This window comes from Massilia putida (assembly GCF_001941825.1).
GTDB classification, from domain to species: Bacteria; Pseudomonadota; Gammaproteobacteria; order Burkholderiales; family Burkholderiaceae_D; genus Telluria; species Telluria putida.
In genome coordinates this window covers 207,166-223,868 of record NZ_CP019038.1, presented here as the reverse complement: position 1 = coordinate 223,868, position 16,703 = coordinate 207,166, and the positions used below count along the sequence as shown (strand labels likewise).

Here is a 16,703-nt window from a genome sequence, read left to right as displayed (position 1 = left end):
TTCTGTTGAATTGCTATGAATATAACGCTAATACGAGGGCGCAACAAGTGCGCACGACACCATGCTACCCGATTTGAAAACAAAACGCCCGAAGCGCTGAGGCGTCCGGGCGTATTTGAGCAACAGTTGTCCAGTAGCCCACGCGATCTCGAAAATCGCGTGGAATGACCTCAGCCGCGGTTCGTGAGAACCTTGTCGATAAGGCCATATTCCACGGCCTCTTCGCTCGACATGAAACGGTCGCGGTCGGTATCCTTGTGGATCTGCTCGATCGTCTGGCCGGTGTTGTCCGCCATGATGCGGGCCAGGCGTTCGCGCAGGTACAGGATTTCCTTGGCCTGGATCTCGATGTCCGACGCCATGCCCTGCGAGCCACCGGACGGCTGGTGGATCATGACACGGGAGTTCGGCAGCGAGAAGCGCTTGCCCTTGGCGCCTGCGGCCAGCAGGAACGCGCCCATCGAGGCGGCCAGGCCGGTGCACAGCGTCGACACGTCGGGCTTGATGAAGTTCATCGTATCGAAGATGGCGAGGCCGGCCGACACGGAGCCACCCGGCGAGTTGATGTACAGCGAGATGTCCTTGTCCGGATTCTCGCTCTCCAGGAACAGCAGCTGGGCCACGATGAGGTTGGCCATCTGGTCGTTGACAGGACCGACCAGGAAAATTACGCGCTCCTTCAGCAGGCGCGAGTAGATGTCGTAGGCGCGCTCGCCGCGGCCGCTCTGCTCGATCACCATCGGCACGAGGCCGAGGGCTTGGGTATCCAATGCCGGATTACGATTCATACCTGTCAATTCCTTTCGAGAAGTTAAGGGGGCGCGATAAACCTGCTGCGCCTCGGATTTTTGGCCTCCGACGCCCGCCGTACACCTGGACGGCTGCGCTTCTCGGCCAAAACTCCCTGCGCTCGCGACGGTTCTCGAGCCCCCTGCGGGGCCACGAGACACTGTGGCCCCATCAAGGAAGTTAAGCCTGAGCGGCGGCGCTTCCCATCAGTTCATCAAAGGCGATGTCCTTGGTCGTCACCTTTGCCTTGCCGAGCACATAGTTAACGACGTTTTCTTCCAATACAAGAGCTTCGACTTCGCCCAGGCGGCGACGGTCGCTGTAGTAGTACTTCAGGACTTCCTTCGGGTCTTCGTAGCTCTGCGAGAAGTCTTCGATCTGGGCCTTCACCTGCTCTTGCGTGGCTTGCAGATTGTTTTCCTGCACCAGTTGCGACAGGATCAGACCCAGGCGCACGCGGCGCTCGGCCTTCGTGGCGAACAGGTCGGCCGGGAACGGCAGGCTCTTGACGTCCATGCCGCGCTGGGCCATGTCCTGGCGGGTCTGCTCGGCCAGGCGCTGCGAATCCTGCTCGATCATGACCTTCGGCACATCCATCTCGGTGTGCTTGACCAGGGCGTCCATCACGGCTTCCTTGTTGCGGGCCTTGATGCGGGCGTTGACTTCACGCTCCAGGTTGACCTTGATGTCTTCGCGCATCTTCTCGATGCTGCCGTCTTCGATGCCCAGCGACTTGGCGAACTCGGCGTCGACTTCCGGCAGGTGCGCCCATTCCAGCTTCTTCAGCGTGATGGTGAACTCGGCGGTTTTACCGGCCACGTCCTTGCCATGATAGTCTTCCGGGAAAGCCAGCGGGAAGGTCTTGCTCTCGCCCACTTTCAGGCCGACGGTCGCGGCTTCGAATTCCGGCAGCATGCGGCCTTCGCCCAGCACGAACGCGTAGTCTTCGGCTTTGCCGCCAGGGAATTCGACGCCGTCGATGACGCCGACGAAGTCGACGGTCACGCGGTCGCCGTTCGCCGCGACCGGCTCGCCGCCGTCACCGTGCTCGCCGGCTTCGCCCTTGGTGTGGTAGTGCACGCGCTGCTTGCGCAGGATGTCGATGGTCTTGTCGATTTCGGCGTCGGTGACGTCGGTCTTGACCGTTTCGATCTCGATGTCGGCCAGGGCCGGCAGCGTGACTTCCGGGTAGACTTCGAACGTCGCGTCGAAGGCCAGCATGCCTTCCGGTGCGTCCTGCTTCGGCTCGATTTTCGGCATGCCGGCAACGCGCAGCTGGGCTTCGTCGGCGGCGCTGCTGAAGGCCTGGCCGACCTTGTCGTTCAGCACGTCCGATTCGATCTGGTAGCCGTACTGGGCGGCGACCATCTTCAGCGGCACCTTGCCCGGACGGAAGCCCGGAGCGCGAGCGGTCTTGGCCTGCTTCTTGAGGCGCTTTTCAACTTCCGTACGTACGTCGCTCAGCGGAAAAGAGATCGTCAAGCGACGCTCGAGTTTACCCAGGTTTTCGACAGCAGTTGCCATTGTAAAAATCGTCCAAAAAAATTAATTATTCGTGGTGCGAGGAGGGGGACTCGAACCCCCACACCATTGCTGGCGTCAGGACCTAAACCTGGTGCGTCTACCAATTTCGCCATCCTCGCGCAGGATTGCTGATCTTGCCACAAAAACAAAGGGCGCCCGACAATGAAACCGGCCGCCCTGCATCCAATGTCTAGGGGCTACAACTTCAACCCGATATTTTACTGGATTTTCTGACACGATTGGGCACAATTTAATCCACGCGTGCCCCGACGCCCTCCATCATTAACCCGGCAATTAAATCATTCGAAAATTCAACGATTTACGCAGGGTGGACGGCGTGCCGCCCACGCGTTCGACCACGGCGTGCGTTGCCGCACGCTCTCGCGCCGGTTGAACGCGTGGACCGAGAACCCTTCCACCCTACCCGGCCGTTACACGCTCGCGGACGGGCCGCTTGACGCGGAACCACGCCGCGTACAGCGCCGGCAGGAACAGCAGGGTCAGCGCCGTCGCGACCAGCAGGCCGCCCATGATCGCCACGGCCATCGGACCCCAGAATACCGAGCGCGACAGCGGGATCATCGCGAGCGCGGCGGCGGCGGCCGTCAGCAGGATCGGCCGGCAGCGCCGCACGGCGCTCTCGACGATCGCATCCCACGGCGCATGCCCGGCCGCAATATCCTTCTCGATTTGGTCGACGAGAATCACCGAATTGCGCACCACCATGCCGAACAGCGCGATCACGCCGAGGTTGGCGACGAAGCCGAACGGTTCGTGGAACAACAGCAGCGCCATCGCCGCGCCGGCCACGCCCAGCGGCCCCGTCAGGAACACCATCACGGCACGCGAGAAGCTGTGCAGCTGCAGCATCAACAGGGTGAACACGATGAACAGCACGAGCGGCACGTTGGCCGAGATCGATTCCTCCGCCGTCGAACTGTTCGCGGCCGCGCCCTCCAGCTTGATGCGGTAGCCCGCCGGCAGCTTCGCGCGCACCGCTTCCAGCTTCGCGCCCACCTGGTCGGACACGGTCGGCCCCTGCACACCCTCGACGACGTCCGACTGGACCATGATCGCCCACTCGCGCCCGTAGCGCTGCACGACGCCGGGCTCCCACACGAATTCGATGTGCGCCAGCTGCGACAGCGGCACCGCCTTGCCGGACGGCGTCGGCACGTTCGTGTTCGCGAGGACGGACATGCTCGACCGCTCGTCCAGCGGCTGGCGCACGACGATGTCGATCAGGCGGTTACTTTCGCGGAACTGGCCCACCGTCGTCCCCGACAGCACGGTCGCGATCGTGCGGCGCACGGCCTGCGACGTGACGCCCAGCGCGCGCATCTTGTCCTGGTCGAGGTCGAGGCGCAGCACCTTGACGGACTCGTTCCAGTTGTCGTTGACGCCCACCGTGTTCGGATTGGCGATCATGATTTCCTTCACCTGGTCGGCCACCTTGCGCACGACGCCGATGTCCGGACCCATCACCTGGAACTGCACGGGATACGGCACGGGCGGCCCGTTCGGCAGCAGCTTCACGCGCCCGCGCACCTCCGGAAAGTCGGTCTTGAACAGGTTCTCGATCTTGCGGCGCAGGGCTTCGCGCTGGCGCACATTCTTCGGCAGCACGACGAATTGCGACACGTTCGACGCGGGGAAGATCTGGTCCAGCGGCAGGTAGAAGCGCGGGCTGCCCGTGCCGATGTACGACGTCACGCTGTCCGTCTCCGGCTGCGCGCGCGCGAACGCCTCGAATTTCTTCGCCAGCGTCTCGTTGACGGCGAAGCTCGTGCCTTCCGGCGTCCACATCTCGACCATCAGCTCGGGGCGGCTGGAATCGGGGAAGAACTGCTTCTCGATGAACTTGAAGCCGAACACGCCGAGGAAGAACACGGCCAGCGACAGCGCGATCGTCGTCTTGCGCCATTCCACGCAGCGGTCGACGAGGCGGCGGAAGCGCGTGTATGCCGGCGTGTCGTACACGTCGTGGTGGCCGCCGCCGTGCGGCTGGACGCGCAGCAGGATGAAGCCGATGTAGGGCGTGAACGTGACGGCGACGACCCACGACACGACCAGCGCGATCGCGTTCACGGAAAACATCGCGAACGTGTATTCGCCGGCCGCCGATTTCGCGAGACCGATCGGCAAGAAGCCCGCCGCCGTGATCAGGGTGCCCGTCAGCATCGGGAAGGCCGTCGACGTGTAGGCGAACGTGGCGGCCTCGAAGCGCGACATGCCCTCCTCCATCTTCCGCACCATCATTTCGACGGCGATGATGGCATCGTCGACGAGGAGGCCCAGCGCGATGATCAGCGCGCCCAGCGAGATCTTGTGCAGCGAGATGTCGAACACGCGCATGAACAGGAACGTGATCGCGAGCACGAGCGGAATCGTCAGCGCCACCACCAGGCCGGGCCGCACGTCCAGGCGCAGCTTCGGCTTCTGATGCAGGCCGAGCGCGACGAACGACACGCCCAGCACGATGACGATCGCCTCGATCAGGCTGCGCATGAATTCGCCGACGGACGCCTTGACGGCCGCGGGCTGGTTCGACACGCGTTCCAGTTCGATGCCGACGGGGAGCTGGCTCTTGATGTGCTCCACCGTCTTTTCCAGGCCCTTGCCCAGTGCGATGATGTTGCCGCCCTTTTCCATCGACACGCCCAGGCCGATGACTTCCTTGCCGTTGAAGCGCATCTTGTCGTGCGGCGGGTCCTCGTACGCGCGCTGCACGGTCGCGAAGTCGCCGAGGCGGAACGTCGTAGTCCCGGCGCGCAGGCTGAGGTCTTCCAGCTGCTTCATGGTTTTCAGGCCGCCCGTCACACGCACCTGCAGGTTTTCCTGCGGCGTGACCAGGACACCCGCCGATTCGATGCCGTTCTGCGTGGCGATCTGGTTCACGATCTGCTCGAACGGCACGCCCAGCTGCGCGAACTTCTGCTGCGAGAACAGGATGTTGACCTTCTCTTCCTGCACGCCGAACTGCTCGACCTTCGCGACGAGCGGCACCGCCAGCAGCTGCTGGCGCACGAAGTCGGCGTAGTCGCGCATCTCGGCATACGTGAAGCCGTCGCCGGACAGCGCGAAGATGGAGCCGTACGTGTCGCCGAATTCGTCGTTGAAGAACGGCCCGATCACGCCGGGCGGCAGCGTGCCCGCGATGTCGCCGACCTTCTTGCGCACCTGGTACCAGATGCCCGGCACGTCCTTCGGCGGCGACGATTCGCGCAGCTCGAGGATGATGGTCGTCTCGCCGGGCTTGGAAAAGCTGCGCAGCTTGTCGACGTATGGCGTCTCCTGCAGCTTGCGCTCCAGTTTGTCGGCGACCTGCTGGGCCATCTGCACGGCGGTGGCGCCCGGCCAGTACGCGGTGATCACCATCGCGCGGAAGGTGAACGGCGGGTCCTCGTCCTGCCCCAGCTTGCCGTAGCTGATGATGCCCCCGATGAGCAGCGCGGCGATCAGGTAGCGGGTCAGCGGGATGTTTTCCAGCGCCCAGCGCGACAGATTGAAACCCTTCATTTGCCCGCCCCTGCCGTCGCCGGCTTACCACTCGCTTCGGCCTCCGCATCGCCGCGGCGCGCCACGTCGGCCGCCAGCACCTTGACTTTCTGGCCCGGCTTGAGCAGGTTCACGCCGGCCGTCACGATCGTCTGGCCGGGCTTGACGCCGCCGGCCAGCAGCACCTCGTTGCCGGACACGCCGCCCACCTGCACGGGCACGAGGCGCACGGCGCCGTTCTCGATCACCCAGACCGACGTCACGCCCTTGTTCTGGTACAGCGCCGACAGGGGCACCTTGATCGCGGAACCGACACCGGCATGGGCCAGCTGCACGACGGCCGTCATGCCGAGGCGCACGTCGTCCTGGGGCGGAATCGCCACCTTCACCGTGTAGGTCCGCGTGGCGGGATCGGCCACCGGCGAGATCTCGCGGATCTTGCCCGCGATGCTGCGGTTCGGATCCGCCCACAGCCGCACTTGCACCCCGCTCACCTTGCGCAGCTCGTCGACCTGGTCTTCCGGCACGCCGATCACCACTTCCTTCTCGTCGGTCCGCGCCACGCGCACGACCGGCGTGCCGGCCTGGACGACCTGCCCGACCTCCGCATCGATGCCGGTGACGACGCCGTCGGTGTCCGATTCGAGATTGGCGTAGCCGGTCTGGTTGGCCTGCTCGCGCGACGCGGCACGGGCCGCCTCGACGGTGGCCTGGGCCGAATGCGCGGCGGCCAGCTTCTGGTCGAGCACCGCCTGGGCGACGAAGTTCTGGCTGCGCAGGTCCTGGTAGCGCTTGAGGTCGGCGCGCGCCAGATCGTAATTCGTCTGCGCCGCGCGCAGGTTCGCCTGGGCCTGGGCCTGGCCGAGGCGCAGGTCTTGCGGATCGAGCTGCATCAGCACCTGGCCGCGCTTGACGACGGTGCCCACGTCGACCTTGCGCGCGCTGATCTTGCCGCCGACGCGAAAGCCCAGGCGCGATTCGTAGCGGGGCCGGACGTCACCGGAAAACTCGGCCGTCGATCCGAGCGTGCCCGTCGCCAGCGTGAGCGCGCGCACGGGACGGACGTCCTCGGGAGGCGCCTCGTTGCGTGAACAGCCGGCCAGGCTCGCGGCCAACAAGGCCGTCAACAGAACCAGGATCGAAGGACGAGCGGACGGAAAAGCGCGCATTGGTTTCCTCATTGCGGCCCCGCCGGGACGGCGAAGCACTGTCGTGGATTTAACCTAGCAATTATAATCATGCAATTATCGTCAGTAAATGACTTTAGAGTCAGCAATCTATCCTTGGCCGTCGACCATTACGAAAACTTTCCTGTCGCCTCGATCCTCCTGCCGCGCCGTCTCGTGCCCGCGGTGGAGGCGATCTATGCGTTCGCCCGCAGCGCCGACGACCTCGCCGACGAGGGCGATGCCGCCCCGGCCGAACGCCTGGCGGCGCTGCAGGCCTACGACGCGGCGCTGGACGCCATCGAAGCGGGCGCGCCGCAGGACGATCCGCTGTTCCGGCGTCTGGCCCTGGTCCTCGCGACGTTCGAGCTGCCGCTGCAACCGCTGCGCGACCTGCTCTCGGCATTCAAGCAGGACGTCGTCACGACCCGCTACCCCGATTTCCCGCGCGTGCTGGATTATTGCCGACGATCCGCCAATCCTGTCGGACGGTTGATGCTGGCGCTGTACCGGGTCGGCGACGAGACGAGCCTGCGCGAGTCGGACGCGATCTGCACGGCGCTGCAGCTCATCAATTTCTGGCAGGACGTCGCCATCGACATCGCCAAGGGCCGCATCTACCTGCCGCTGGACGATCTCGCGCGCTTCGGCGTGACGCAGGACGCCATCGAACAGGGCAGCATGGGGCCGAACTGGCGCGCGCTGATGCGCTTCGAGGTGGAGCGGGCGCGCGCGCTGATGCTCGAAGGCGCCCCGCTCGCCACGCGTCTGCCGGGCCGCATCGGCTGGGAATTGCGGATGGTCGTGCAGGGCGGCCTGCGCATCCTGGAAGCGATCGAGCGCGTGGACTACGACGTATTCCGGCGCCGCCCGCGCCTGAAGCGCCTCGACTGGCTCGTCATCGGCTGGCGCGCGTTAAGGATGTAATGCGGAATGTAATGCCTCATCGGCTAAGATAGCGGACTTGCTCCGTGCAATCACACTTTTTATATGTCCCCCGACGAATACTGCCAACAAAAGACCGCGCAAAGCGGCTCCAGCTTCTACTACAGCTTCCTGTTCCTGCCGCCGGAACGCCGGCGCGCGATCACGGCGCTGTACGCGTTCTGCCGGGAAGTCGACGACACCGTCGACGAGACGACCGACCAATCCGTCGCGCGCATCAAGCTCGCGTGGTGGCGCAACGAGGTCGCATTGATGTATTCGGGCACGCCCACGCACCCCGTGATGCTGGCGCTGCAGCCCCATGTGAAGCCGTACGACCTGAAACAGGAACACCTGCAGGCCATCATCGACGGCATGGAGATGGACCTGGACCAGTCGCGCTACCTCGACTACCCGAATCTCAAAAAATACTGCTGGCACGTGGCGGGCGCCGTCGGGATCCTGTCGGCCAGCATCTTCGGCGTGACGAATCCGCAGACCTTGAAATATGCGGAGACGCTGGGCCTCGCGTTCCAACTCACGAACATCATCCGCGACGTGGGCGAAGACGCGCGCAAGGGCCGCATCTACCTGCCCATCAGCGAACTGCAGCAGTTCAACGTGACGGCGGCCGACCTGCTGAACGCGCGCCACAGCGACAAGTTCGAAGCGCTGATGAGATTCCAGGCCGAGCGCGCCCAGGGCTTGTACGACGAAGCGTTCGCGCTGCTGCCGCCAGAAGACCGCCGCGCGCAGCGTCCCGGCCTCATGATGGCCGCCATCTACCGCACGCTGCTCGATGAAATCCAGCGCGACGGCTTCCACGTCCTCAACCAGAAGATCTCCCTGACGCCGCTGCGCAAGCTGTGGCTGGCCTGGAAGACCTATGTCCGCGGCTGACAAGCCCTGGAGCGCCGGCCGTCGCGTCGCCGTCGTCGGCGGCGGCTGGGCCGGTTGCGCGGCGGCCGTCGCGCTGCTGGACGCGGGCGCCGACGTGACGCTGTTCGAAGCCGCGCGCACCCTGGGCGGCCGCGCCCGCGCGATCGAGACGAGCGGCCGGCTGCTCGACAACGGCCAGCACATCATGCTGGGCGCCTATGCCGACACGCTGCGCCTGATGCGCCGCGTCGGCGTCGATCCGGACAAGGCCCTGCTGCGCCTGCCGCTGCAGATGCGCTATCCGAAGCTCGACGCCGGCATGGACTTCGTCGCCCCGCGCCTGCCCGCGCCGTTGCACATGCTCGTGGCCCTGCTGCGCGCGCGCGGCCTGGACCGCGCCGACAAGCTCGCGCTGGCCCGCTTCACGACGAGCGCGCGCTGGATGGGCTGGCAGCTATACACGGATTGCAGCGTGGCCGAACTGCTGGCCCGCTTCGACCAGACCGAACGCCTCATCCGCCTGATGTGGCGCCCCCTGTGCCTGGCCGCGCTGAATACGCCGCCCGAGCGCGCGTCGGCGCAGGTCTTCCTGGCGGTGCTGCGCGACAGCCTGGGGGCGAAACGGGCCGCCTCCGACATGCTGATCCCGCGCGTGCTGCTCGACGCCCTGTTCCCGGAAGCGGCGCGCCGCCACCTGGAAGGCCGCGGCGCCCTGGTGCGGACGGGCTGCCGCATCGACGCGCTGGAACCCGTTGACGGTGCCTGGCACCTGCACGCGGGGACCGGTATCCACCCGTTCGACGCGGTCGTCCTCGCGGCCCCGCCGTGGCAGGCGGCCGCGCTGCTGCGGCCCCTGATTGGTGCCGCCGCCATCGTGGCGCAGCTGGACGCCCTCGCGTACGAACCCATCGCCACCGTCTACCTGCAATACGAGACCGGAACGCGCCTGCCGCTGCCGTTCTGCGCGCTCGTCGATGCGCCCGCCGACAACCGCTGGGGCCAGTTCGTGTTCGACCGCGGCCAGCTCGATCCGGGCCAGGATGGCTTGCTGGCCGTCGTGATCAGCGGCGCCGACCCGGCCGGAGCCATCGGCCAGGACGCGCTGGCGGCTGCCCTCGCGGCCCAGCTGGCGGCCGCGTTCGGGCAGCCGGCGCTGGCCGCGCCGCTGTGGACCCGCGCGATCACGGAAAAGCGCGCCACGTTCGCGTGCACGCCGGGACTCGATCGCCCCGCCAACGCTGCGCGGCTGCCCGGCCTCGCGCTGGCGGGCGACTACACGGCGTGCGATTACCCCGCCACGCTGGAGGCGGCCGTACGCAGCGGGGTGGCCGCAAGCGGCGTCATTACGGGTGAAAAGCGATGAGCTTGCTGTTACAGTCGACCGCGAAACCGTCATCCCGGCAACCGTCATCCCGGCGCAGGCGGGGATCCACGCTTTGCTTCCGAGGCCGAGGAAATCGGGAGGATGGCGCCGCGGGGCGCTATCCCGCCTGCGCGGGAACGACGTGCCGGGGAAACTGGTCATCCCGCGCTATGACGCCCTGCTCCACGAAATCCGCAGCCTGTCGCACATCGGTGGCGCGCGCCGTCCGGGATCCGTACAGTGGCATCATCGAAACGAGTGTTGGCGGAAATGCAAATGAACATCCCTCTCGGCGTGCGTACCCTTGCCCTGCTGGCCGTCGTGGCGGCCGCGACGATCATCCTCGTCCACCCCGGTACGGCGCCGGATCCGGCGCTGACCGCCATGTTGTTGCTCGGCCGCAGCTGATAGCGGTGGCATCCCGGGCGACCTGGAAGGAGTCCTGATGGGCAAACTGGAATACCTCGATGCGCTCAAGCGGGCCATGCTCGGCCTGCCGCCCGACGTCCAGGCCAAGACGCTGGCCTATTACGAGCAGCGTTTCGTCGACGGCACCGCGGCCGGGCGGGGCGAACCGGACGTGGCGCGCGAACTCGACGATCCGACCAAGATCGCCATGACCCTGCGCGCGAGCGCGCACCTGGATGCCTTCAACGAAAAGAAGCACCCGGCCAACCTGCTGCGCCTGATGGTGTCGGCCGTCGGGTTGGCCATTTTTAATCTGTTCATGATCGTGCCGGCGCTCGTCTATTCGGCACTGCTGCTCTGCCTGTACGCCTGCGCGCTGACGTTTTACCTGGCCGGCATCGCGACGACCGCCAGCGGCCTGGCCGGCGCCAACGAACTCGTCCTTGACTGGCCGAGCCGCTTCGTCACCATCGACGACGACGGGCGCGGACGGCAGATGCGCGTCGACATCGGCAGCAACGGCATCATCGTCCGCCAGGAGCGCCCGCGCGTCGCCGCCCCGTTGCCGCCCGAAGACAAGGCCGACCCGGACAGCGATCCCGACCGCGACAGCCGCATCGAGCGCTCGCGCGCCCTGCGCAGCGCCGAGGCGCTGGCCGACAGCACGCTGCGCATCAGCACCGACATGGATGCGGAATCGCGCACCACGCAGACCCTGTTCGGCTTCGGCCTCGTGCTGGGCGGGATCGCGCTGTTCCTGCTCTCGCTCGTCGTCACGCGCTACACCCTGGTCGGCCTCAAGCGCTATCTCCAGATGAACCGTTCCCTGCTCAAGGGCAGTTGAGGCCACCATGCGCGCTTTACTCAAAGTCGGATTCAGCCTGCTGGTCCTGGCGTTCCTGCTGATCGGCGTCTCGTACAGCATGCTGCGGGCGCACGGCACGAACGGCCCGTCCAGCCCCGGCGGCCGCCTCGTCGCCACCGAACGCCGCCCGCTCGACAAGGCCGTCGCCAAGGTCGACCTCGCCGGCCCCGTCAATCTCACCCTGCGCCAGGGTGCGACCCAGTCGCTCGAAGTACGCGGCGAGCAGCGGCTGCTGGCCAACATCGACACGAGCATCGACGGCGACGTCCTGCGCATCGGCCCGCGCGGCATCCTGCTGCGCCACCGCACGCCGATCGAGGTGACGGTCACGTTGCCGACGCTGGAATCGCTGAGCGTCAACGGCAGCGGCGAACACACCGTCAGCGGCTTTGCCGGCGACCACCTGGACGTGGCGCTGGACGGCTCCGGCAGCATGCGTTTCAACGGCCGCTACCGCGAAATCATGGCCGCCGTGCACGGCAGCGGCGACTTGGAACTGACGGGCGGCACGAGCGACACCGTCGACGCCGCCGTCGTCGGCACGGGCCGGCTCACGCTGGTGGGCTCCTGCCGCGCGCTGCATGCGGAAATGCGCGGCTCCGGCGACCTGGATGCGCGCCACCTGCGCGCCGAGGAGGTCGCCTTGATGCAGAAGGGTTCGGGCGAGAGCGCCGTCTATGCCAGCAAGCGCCTGCATGCCGAACTGTCCGGCAGCGGCGAGGTGCGCGTGTTCGGCAATCCGGACGAACGGTCCGTCAGCCGCAACGGCAGCGGGACCGTCAGTTTCGACGACAAGGATTGATCAGCCAGTCCAGCGCCGCGCGCCCGGCCGCGCGGCCGCTGCCGAAGCACGCCGTCAGCAGATAGCCGCCCGTCGGCGCTTCCCAGTCGACCATCTCGCCGGCGACGAACACCCCGGGCGCGTCGCGCAGCATCGTGCCGCGCTCCAAGGCTTCGAAACGCACGCCGCCCGCGCTGCTGATCGCTTCATCGATCGGGCGCGGACGTTTCAAAACGAGCGGCAAGGCCTTCAAGGCGCGCGCCACCTTCACCGGGTTGGCGTAGTCAGCCTTGCTCAGGCACTCGTGCAGCAGGCCCGATTTCACGCCCTTGATCCCGAGACGGCTCTGCAGGTGGCTCGCCATCGAGCGCGTGCCGCGCGGGCGCGCGACTTCGTCGAGCACGCGCTCAGCATCGTGGTCGGGCAGCAGGTCCAGCAGGACGGTCGCCTGGCCGTCGCGGGCGATGCGGTCGCGGATGGGCGCGGACAGGGCATACACGAGACTGCCCTCGATGCCGGTCTTCGTCACGACGAACTGCCCCTTGCGGAACAGGCCGTCGTCCAGCGCCAGCGCGACGGTGGTCAAGGGCGCGCCGGCATGGCGGTCCGCGAAATGTTCGCTCCAGTCGGCGTCGAAGCCGCAGTTCGCCGGCACGAGGGGCGCGATGTCGACATCCCGCTCCGCCAGCAGCGGGACCCACGCGCCGTCGGAACCGAGCCGCGCCCAGCTCGCGCCGCCCAGCGCCAGCACGGTGGCGGCGCCGGTCGTATCCACCAGATGTTCGCCGTCGGGCGTGGCGAAGACGAGCGCGCCGTCGCGCCAGCCCACCCAGCGGTGCCGCATGTGGAACGCGACGCCGGCCTCGCGCAGCCGGTGCAGCCACGCGCGCAGCAGCGGCGCCGCCTTCATCTCGGTCGGGAACACGCGGCCGGACGTGCCGACGAACGTGTCGATCCCGAGATCGTGGATCCATGCGCGCACCTGCTCGGGCGGGAACGCGTCCAGCCACGCGCGGACGGCAGTTGCGCGGGCGCCGTAGCGGCCCACGAACGCGTCGTAGGGCTCCGCGTGCGTGATGTTCATGCCGCCCTTGCCGGCCAGGAGGAATTTGCGGCCGGCGGACGGCATCGCGTCGTACACGTCGACCCGCGCGCCGCCCGCGGCCAGCACTTCGGCCGCCATCAGGCCGGCGGGGCCGCCGCCGATGACGATGGCGTGGCGGGGACGTGCGGCGGCAGAGGACTCGGACATGGCGGCGGTATGGAGCGAAAACGGAGGCGAGCATTGTAGTCGAACGCGCGCCAAAAAAGGATGTAAAGGAAGCTTGACATCGGCCGCAAGCGCGCCTACGATGTAAAGCATACTTTACATGATGTTCTTTATCCAGGAGGTGTGCAATGCATGAGAAACGTGTCGCGCGGGCCTACCGCATCGAGTTGTGGACGGCGATCGCCGTGTATGCCGTACTGCTGACCGGTTCCATCCGCTTTGGCCGGCCGCTGGCCGACGGCCCGCTGCGGACGGCCGTCCTGCTGCTGCCCATGATCGGGTTCGGCCTGATGATCCGCGCCGTCGCGCGTCACGTCGCCCGCATCGACGAGTACCAGCGCCTGCGCCTGCTGGAAGGCATCGCCCTCGCCTTCGCGATCACGGGCGCCGTCACGTTCAGCTACGGCTTCCTCGAGACGGCCGGGTTCCCCAAGCTGTCGATGTTCAGCGTGTGGATCGTGATGGGCGCCAGCTGGGGCCTCGTGTGTCTCGTGCGCGGCATCGTCGCCGGCCGTACCGTCGAACCATGAAGAACGACATCCGCACGTTGCGCGCGGCGCGCGGCTGGAGCCAGGCGCACCTGGCCGAGCTGCTGGACGTCTCGCGCCAGACCGTCATCGCCATCGAGACGGGACGCTACGACCCGAGCCTGCCGCTGGCCTTCGCGCTGGCCAGGCTGTTCGGACAACCGATCGAAACCATCTTTTTCCCCGACCAGGAGACCGCATGAACATCTTTCGCCACAAGGCCCTGCTTGCCGCCGTTTTCGTCACGCTCTGCATGGGCGCCGCCCGCCCGGGCCGCGCGGCCGATGCCGCACCGGAACCGAACCGCTACGCCGCCACGATCGCGCCGGCCGAGCGCTTTGAAGTGCATGGCGTGCTGGTCGAACGCCACGGCGGCCGCGGCCGCCCGCTGATCCTGATCCCCGGCCTCGCCAGCGGCAGCTGGGTGTGGCAGGACACGGTGCGCGCGTTCGCACCCGACCACGCCGTCTACGTGCTGACCTTGCCCGGCTTCGACGGCCGCCCGCCGGCCGGCCCGGCGCCGTTCGCCGCCGCGCGCGCTGCCGTCGAGGAACTCATCGCGAGCCGCCACCTCGACAAGCCCGTCATCGTGGGCCACAGCCTGGGCGGCATCCTGGCCCTCGCCGTCGCCGAGGACAAGCCATCCACACTCGGCGGCGTGGTCAGCATCGACGGCCTGCCCGTGATGCCCGGCACGGAAGAACTGCCACCCGAACAACGGGCGCAGTTCGCCGACCGGACGCGGCTCCAGATCGGCAAGCAGCCGCCCGCGCTGTTCGCGCAACAGCAGCAGGCGTACATGCGGACGATCGGCGTGCTGGACATGGCGAAGGCCGACGCGCTGGCCCAGCTGACGGCGCGCAGCGATCCGACCTCGGTCGGCGCCTGGGCGGCGGACGTGCTGACCTTGGACTTGCGGCCCGGCCTGAAAACGATCCAGGCGCCGGTGCTGACCATCGTGCCCTACCTCGACCTGGACAGCGCCCAGCAAGGCCTCACGCCGGCCGCCAAGGCCGATTACTACCGCGCGCTGATGGAAGGCACGCCCAGGCTGCAAGTGGTGACGGTCGCCCCGGCCCGCCATTTCGCGATGTTCGACCAGCCGCAGGCCATCATCGCCGCGATCCGCACCTTCCTCGGCACGCTGTAAAGCTTCCCCGGGCCGCCGCCGTCGGGTACAGTGCATGCCGGCGGGCGGCGCGCATCCCGCCCGCGCCCCACGTACAAAAAACAGCCGGACCGCGCGATCCGCGGCGCCGCTTCGTCAGCCAAGGAGTCCCATGCACCCGCTTATCAAGACCACTCTCCCCATCCTGCTGCTGGCCGGCGCCGGCGCGCACGCGGCCCCGCTCACGGAAGCAATGCTGCCCGCGCGCCAGGCCGACATCGACGCGATCGTGCGCGAGATCTCGCCGCAGCGCATCCACGCCTACGTCGAAAAACTCGTGAGCTTCGGCACGCGCCACACGATGTCCGAGACCGAGTCGGACACGCGCGGCATCGGCGCGGCGCGGCGCTGGATCAAGGCGGAACTGGAACGCTGCGGCGCAGGCAGGCTGGACGTGCAGTTCCAGAGCCATGTGCACCCGGTCGCGACCCGCATCTCGAAGCCGACGGAAATCGTCAACGTGGTGGCCACCCTGCCGGGCACCCAGGCGGCGGCCAAGGACCGCTACTACATCGTCAGCGGCCATTACGATTCGCGCGTGACGGACGTGATGAACTACACGGCCGACGCGCCGGGCGCCAACGACGACGCGTCCGGGACGGCCGCCGTCATGGAGCTGGCCTGCGTGATGTCGCGCCACAAATTCGACGCGTCGCTCGTGTTCATGACGGTCGCGGCGGAAGAGCAAGGCCTGTACGGCTCCGGCGACTACGCGGCGAAGGCGAAAGCGGCGGGCATGAACATCGCGGGCATGCTCAACAACGACATCATCGGCAGTTCGCACGACGAGCACGGGAAGCTGGACAACACGGAAGTGCGCCTGTTCGCGGAAGGCGTCCCGCCCGTGAAGGAAACGACGCCGGCACTGCGCACGCTGCTGCAGACGGGCGGCGAGAACGACTCGATCACGCGCCAGCTCGCGCGCCACGTCAAGGAGACCGGCGAGCGCTACGTTCCCGGCTTCAAGGTGAACATCATCTACCGGCGCGACCGCTACCTGCGCGGCGGCGACCACAGCCCGTTCCTCGACGCCGGCTACGCGGCCGTGCGCTTCACCGAACCGCACGAGGACTTCAACCACCAGCACCAGGACCTGCGCACCGAGAACGCCAGGAAGATCGGCGACCTCGTCGAGTACGTGGATCCGGACTACGTCGCGCAGGTCGCGCGCGTGAACGCCGCGTCGCTCGCCTCGCTGGCGCTGGCGCCCGCCGCGCCGCAGGACGTCAAGGTCAAGACCGCCAACCTGGACAACGGCACGGACCTCGTCTGGAAGGCGAACACGGAACCGGACCTGGCCGGCTACCGCATCGTCTGGCGCGACACGACGGCGCCGCAATGGCAAGGCGCAACCTTCGTCGGCAACGTGACGAATGTCCGTCTCGACCTGTCGAAGGACAACCTGCTGTTCGGCGTACAGGCCGTCGACAAGGACGGCAACGTCAGCCCGGCCACCTATCCCGTCCCCGCGCGCTGACCGCACCGCGCCCCGCCGTCATGCGGGGCGCATGCCGGGTGCGTCTCCCGCCCTGCATGATCTG

General features: G+C 67.2%; 15 protein-coding genes and 1 tRNA gene. 10 read left to right on the top strand and 6 right to left on the bottom strand.

What is annotated here, in order from left to right; translation table 11 throughout:
- Nucleotides 1-170 precede the first annotated feature (170 nt).
- The 5 genes from clpP to BVG12_RS03405 all read right to left on the bottom strand — a co-directional run bounded on the left by clpP (nucleotide 171) and on the right by BVG12_RS03405 (nucleotide 6,980).
- A complete protein-coding gene (gene clpP, locus BVG12_RS03425) occupies nucleotides 171-788 on the bottom strand; it encodes an ATP-dependent Clp endopeptidase proteolytic subunit ClpP (protein ID WP_166861694.1) in 618 nt (205 codons plus the stop codon).
- A gap of 181 nt (nucleotides 789-969) precedes the next feature.
- Nucleotides 970-2,313, bottom strand: coding sequence for a trigger factor (tig, locus tag BVG12_RS03420; RefSeq protein WP_075791185.1), 1,344 nt, complete (start codon nucleotides 2,311-2,313; stop codon nucleotides 970-972).
- 32 nt (nucleotides 2,314-2,345) lie between these two features.
- Nucleotides 2,346-2,432: transfer RNA gene (locus tag BVG12_RS03415), tRNA-Leu, on the bottom strand.
- A 301-nt stretch (nucleotides 2,433-2,733) separates the two neighbouring features.
- Nucleotides 2,734-5,832, bottom strand: a complete 3,099-nt coding sequence (locus BVG12_RS03410) for an efflux RND transporter permease subunit (protein ID WP_075791184.1) — start codon at nucleotides 5,830-5,832, stop codon at nucleotides 2,734-2,736.
- Complete coding sequence (locus BVG12_RS03405) at nucleotides 5,829-6,980, bottom strand: efflux RND transporter periplasmic adaptor subunit (protein ID WP_075791183.1); 1,152 nt, start codon at nucleotides 6,978-6,980, stop codon at nucleotides 5,829-5,831. Before BVG12_RS03405 ends, BVG12_RS03410 begins: the two co-directional genes overlap by 4 nt.
- 114 nt (nucleotides 6,981-7,094) lie before the next feature.
- Between BVG12_RS03405 and hpnC the strand changes: the two genes are divergently transcribed.
- The 6 genes from hpnC (at nucleotide 7,095) to BVG12_RS03380 (ending at nucleotide 12,218) form a co-directional block, all read left to right on the top strand.
- A complete protein-coding gene (gene hpnC, locus BVG12_RS03400; protein WP_075791182.1) occupies nucleotides 7,095-7,904 on the top strand; it encodes a squalene synthase HpnC in 810 nt (269 codons plus the stop codon).
- 63 nt (nucleotides 7,905-7,967) lie between these two features.
- A complete protein-coding gene (gene hpnD, locus BVG12_RS03395) occupies nucleotides 7,968-8,801 on the top strand; it encodes a presqualene diphosphate synthase HpnD (RefSeq protein ID WP_075791181.1) in 834 nt (277 codons plus the stop codon).
- Nucleotides 8,788-10,143 carry a hydroxysqualene dehydroxylase HpnE gene (gene hpnE / locus BVG12_RS03390; RefSeq protein ID WP_075791180.1) on the top strand — a complete coding sequence of 452 codons (1,356 nt, stop codon included), beginning with the start codon at nucleotides 8,788-8,790 and terminating at the stop codon, nucleotides 10,141-10,143. Before hpnD ends, hpnE begins: the two co-directional genes overlap by 14 nt.
- Before the next feature lie 276 nt (nucleotides 10,144-10,419).
- Nucleotides 10,420-10,551, top strand: a complete 132-nt coding sequence (locus BVG12_RS35485) for a hypothetical protein (RefSeq protein WP_267877475.1) — start codon at nucleotides 10,420-10,422, stop codon at nucleotides 10,549-10,551.
- A 37-nt stretch (nucleotides 10,552-10,588) separates the two neighbouring features.
- The gene (locus BVG12_RS03385) at nucleotides 10,589-11,395 is read left to right on the top strand and encodes a DUF1700 domain-containing protein (RefSeq protein WP_075791179.1); all 807 of its coding nucleotides are present in this window, start codon (nucleotides 10,589-10,591) and stop codon (nucleotides 11,393-11,395) included.
- Nucleotides 11,396-11,402: 7 nt separating this feature from the next.
- Nucleotides 11,403-12,218 carry a head GIN domain-containing protein gene (locus BVG12_RS03380; RefSeq protein WP_075791178.1) on the top strand — a complete coding sequence of 272 codons (816 nt, stop codon included), beginning with the start codon at nucleotides 11,403-11,405 and terminating at the stop codon, nucleotides 12,216-12,218.
- Here BVG12_RS03380 and BVG12_RS03375 read toward each other — a convergent pair.
- Nucleotides 12,196-13,449: a TIGR03862 family flavoprotein gene (locus BVG12_RS03375; RefSeq protein ID WP_075791177.1), complete on the bottom strand. Its 1,254-nt coding sequence runs from the start codon at nucleotides 13,447-13,449 to the stop codon at nucleotides 12,196-12,198. The genes BVG12_RS03380 and BVG12_RS03375 overlap by 23 nt on opposite strands.
- A 146-nt stretch (nucleotides 13,450-13,595) precedes the next feature.
- Here BVG12_RS03375 and BVG12_RS03370 point away from each other — a divergent pair, with 146 nt between their 5' ends.
- The 4 genes from BVG12_RS03370 (at nucleotide 13,596) to BVG12_RS03355 (ending at nucleotide 16,639) form a co-directional block, all read left to right on the top strand.
- The gene (locus BVG12_RS03370; protein WP_075791176.1) at nucleotides 13,596-13,997 is read left to right on the top strand and encodes a hypothetical protein; all 402 of its coding nucleotides are present in this window, start codon (nucleotides 13,596-13,598) and stop codon (nucleotides 13,995-13,997) included.
- Complete coding sequence (locus BVG12_RS03365; protein ID WP_075791175.1) at nucleotides 13,994-14,197, top strand: helix-turn-helix transcriptional regulator; 204 nt, start codon at nucleotides 13,994-13,996, stop codon at nucleotides 14,195-14,197. Before BVG12_RS03370 ends, BVG12_RS03365 begins: the two co-directional genes overlap by 4 nt.
- Complete coding sequence (locus tag BVG12_RS03360; RefSeq protein ID WP_229503789.1) at nucleotides 14,194-15,144, top strand: alpha/beta fold hydrolase; 951 nt, start codon at nucleotides 14,194-14,196, stop codon at nucleotides 15,142-15,144. The genes BVG12_RS03365 and BVG12_RS03360 overlap by 4 nt, the downstream gene beginning before the upstream one ends.
- Before the next feature lie 130 nt (nucleotides 15,145-15,274).
- On the top strand, nucleotides 15,275-16,639 hold the full coding sequence (locus tag BVG12_RS03355) for a M28 family peptidase (protein WP_083684489.1): 1,365 nt from the start codon (nucleotides 15,275-15,277) through the stop codon (nucleotides 16,637-16,639).
- Nucleotides 16,640-16,703 lie beyond the last annotated feature (64 nt).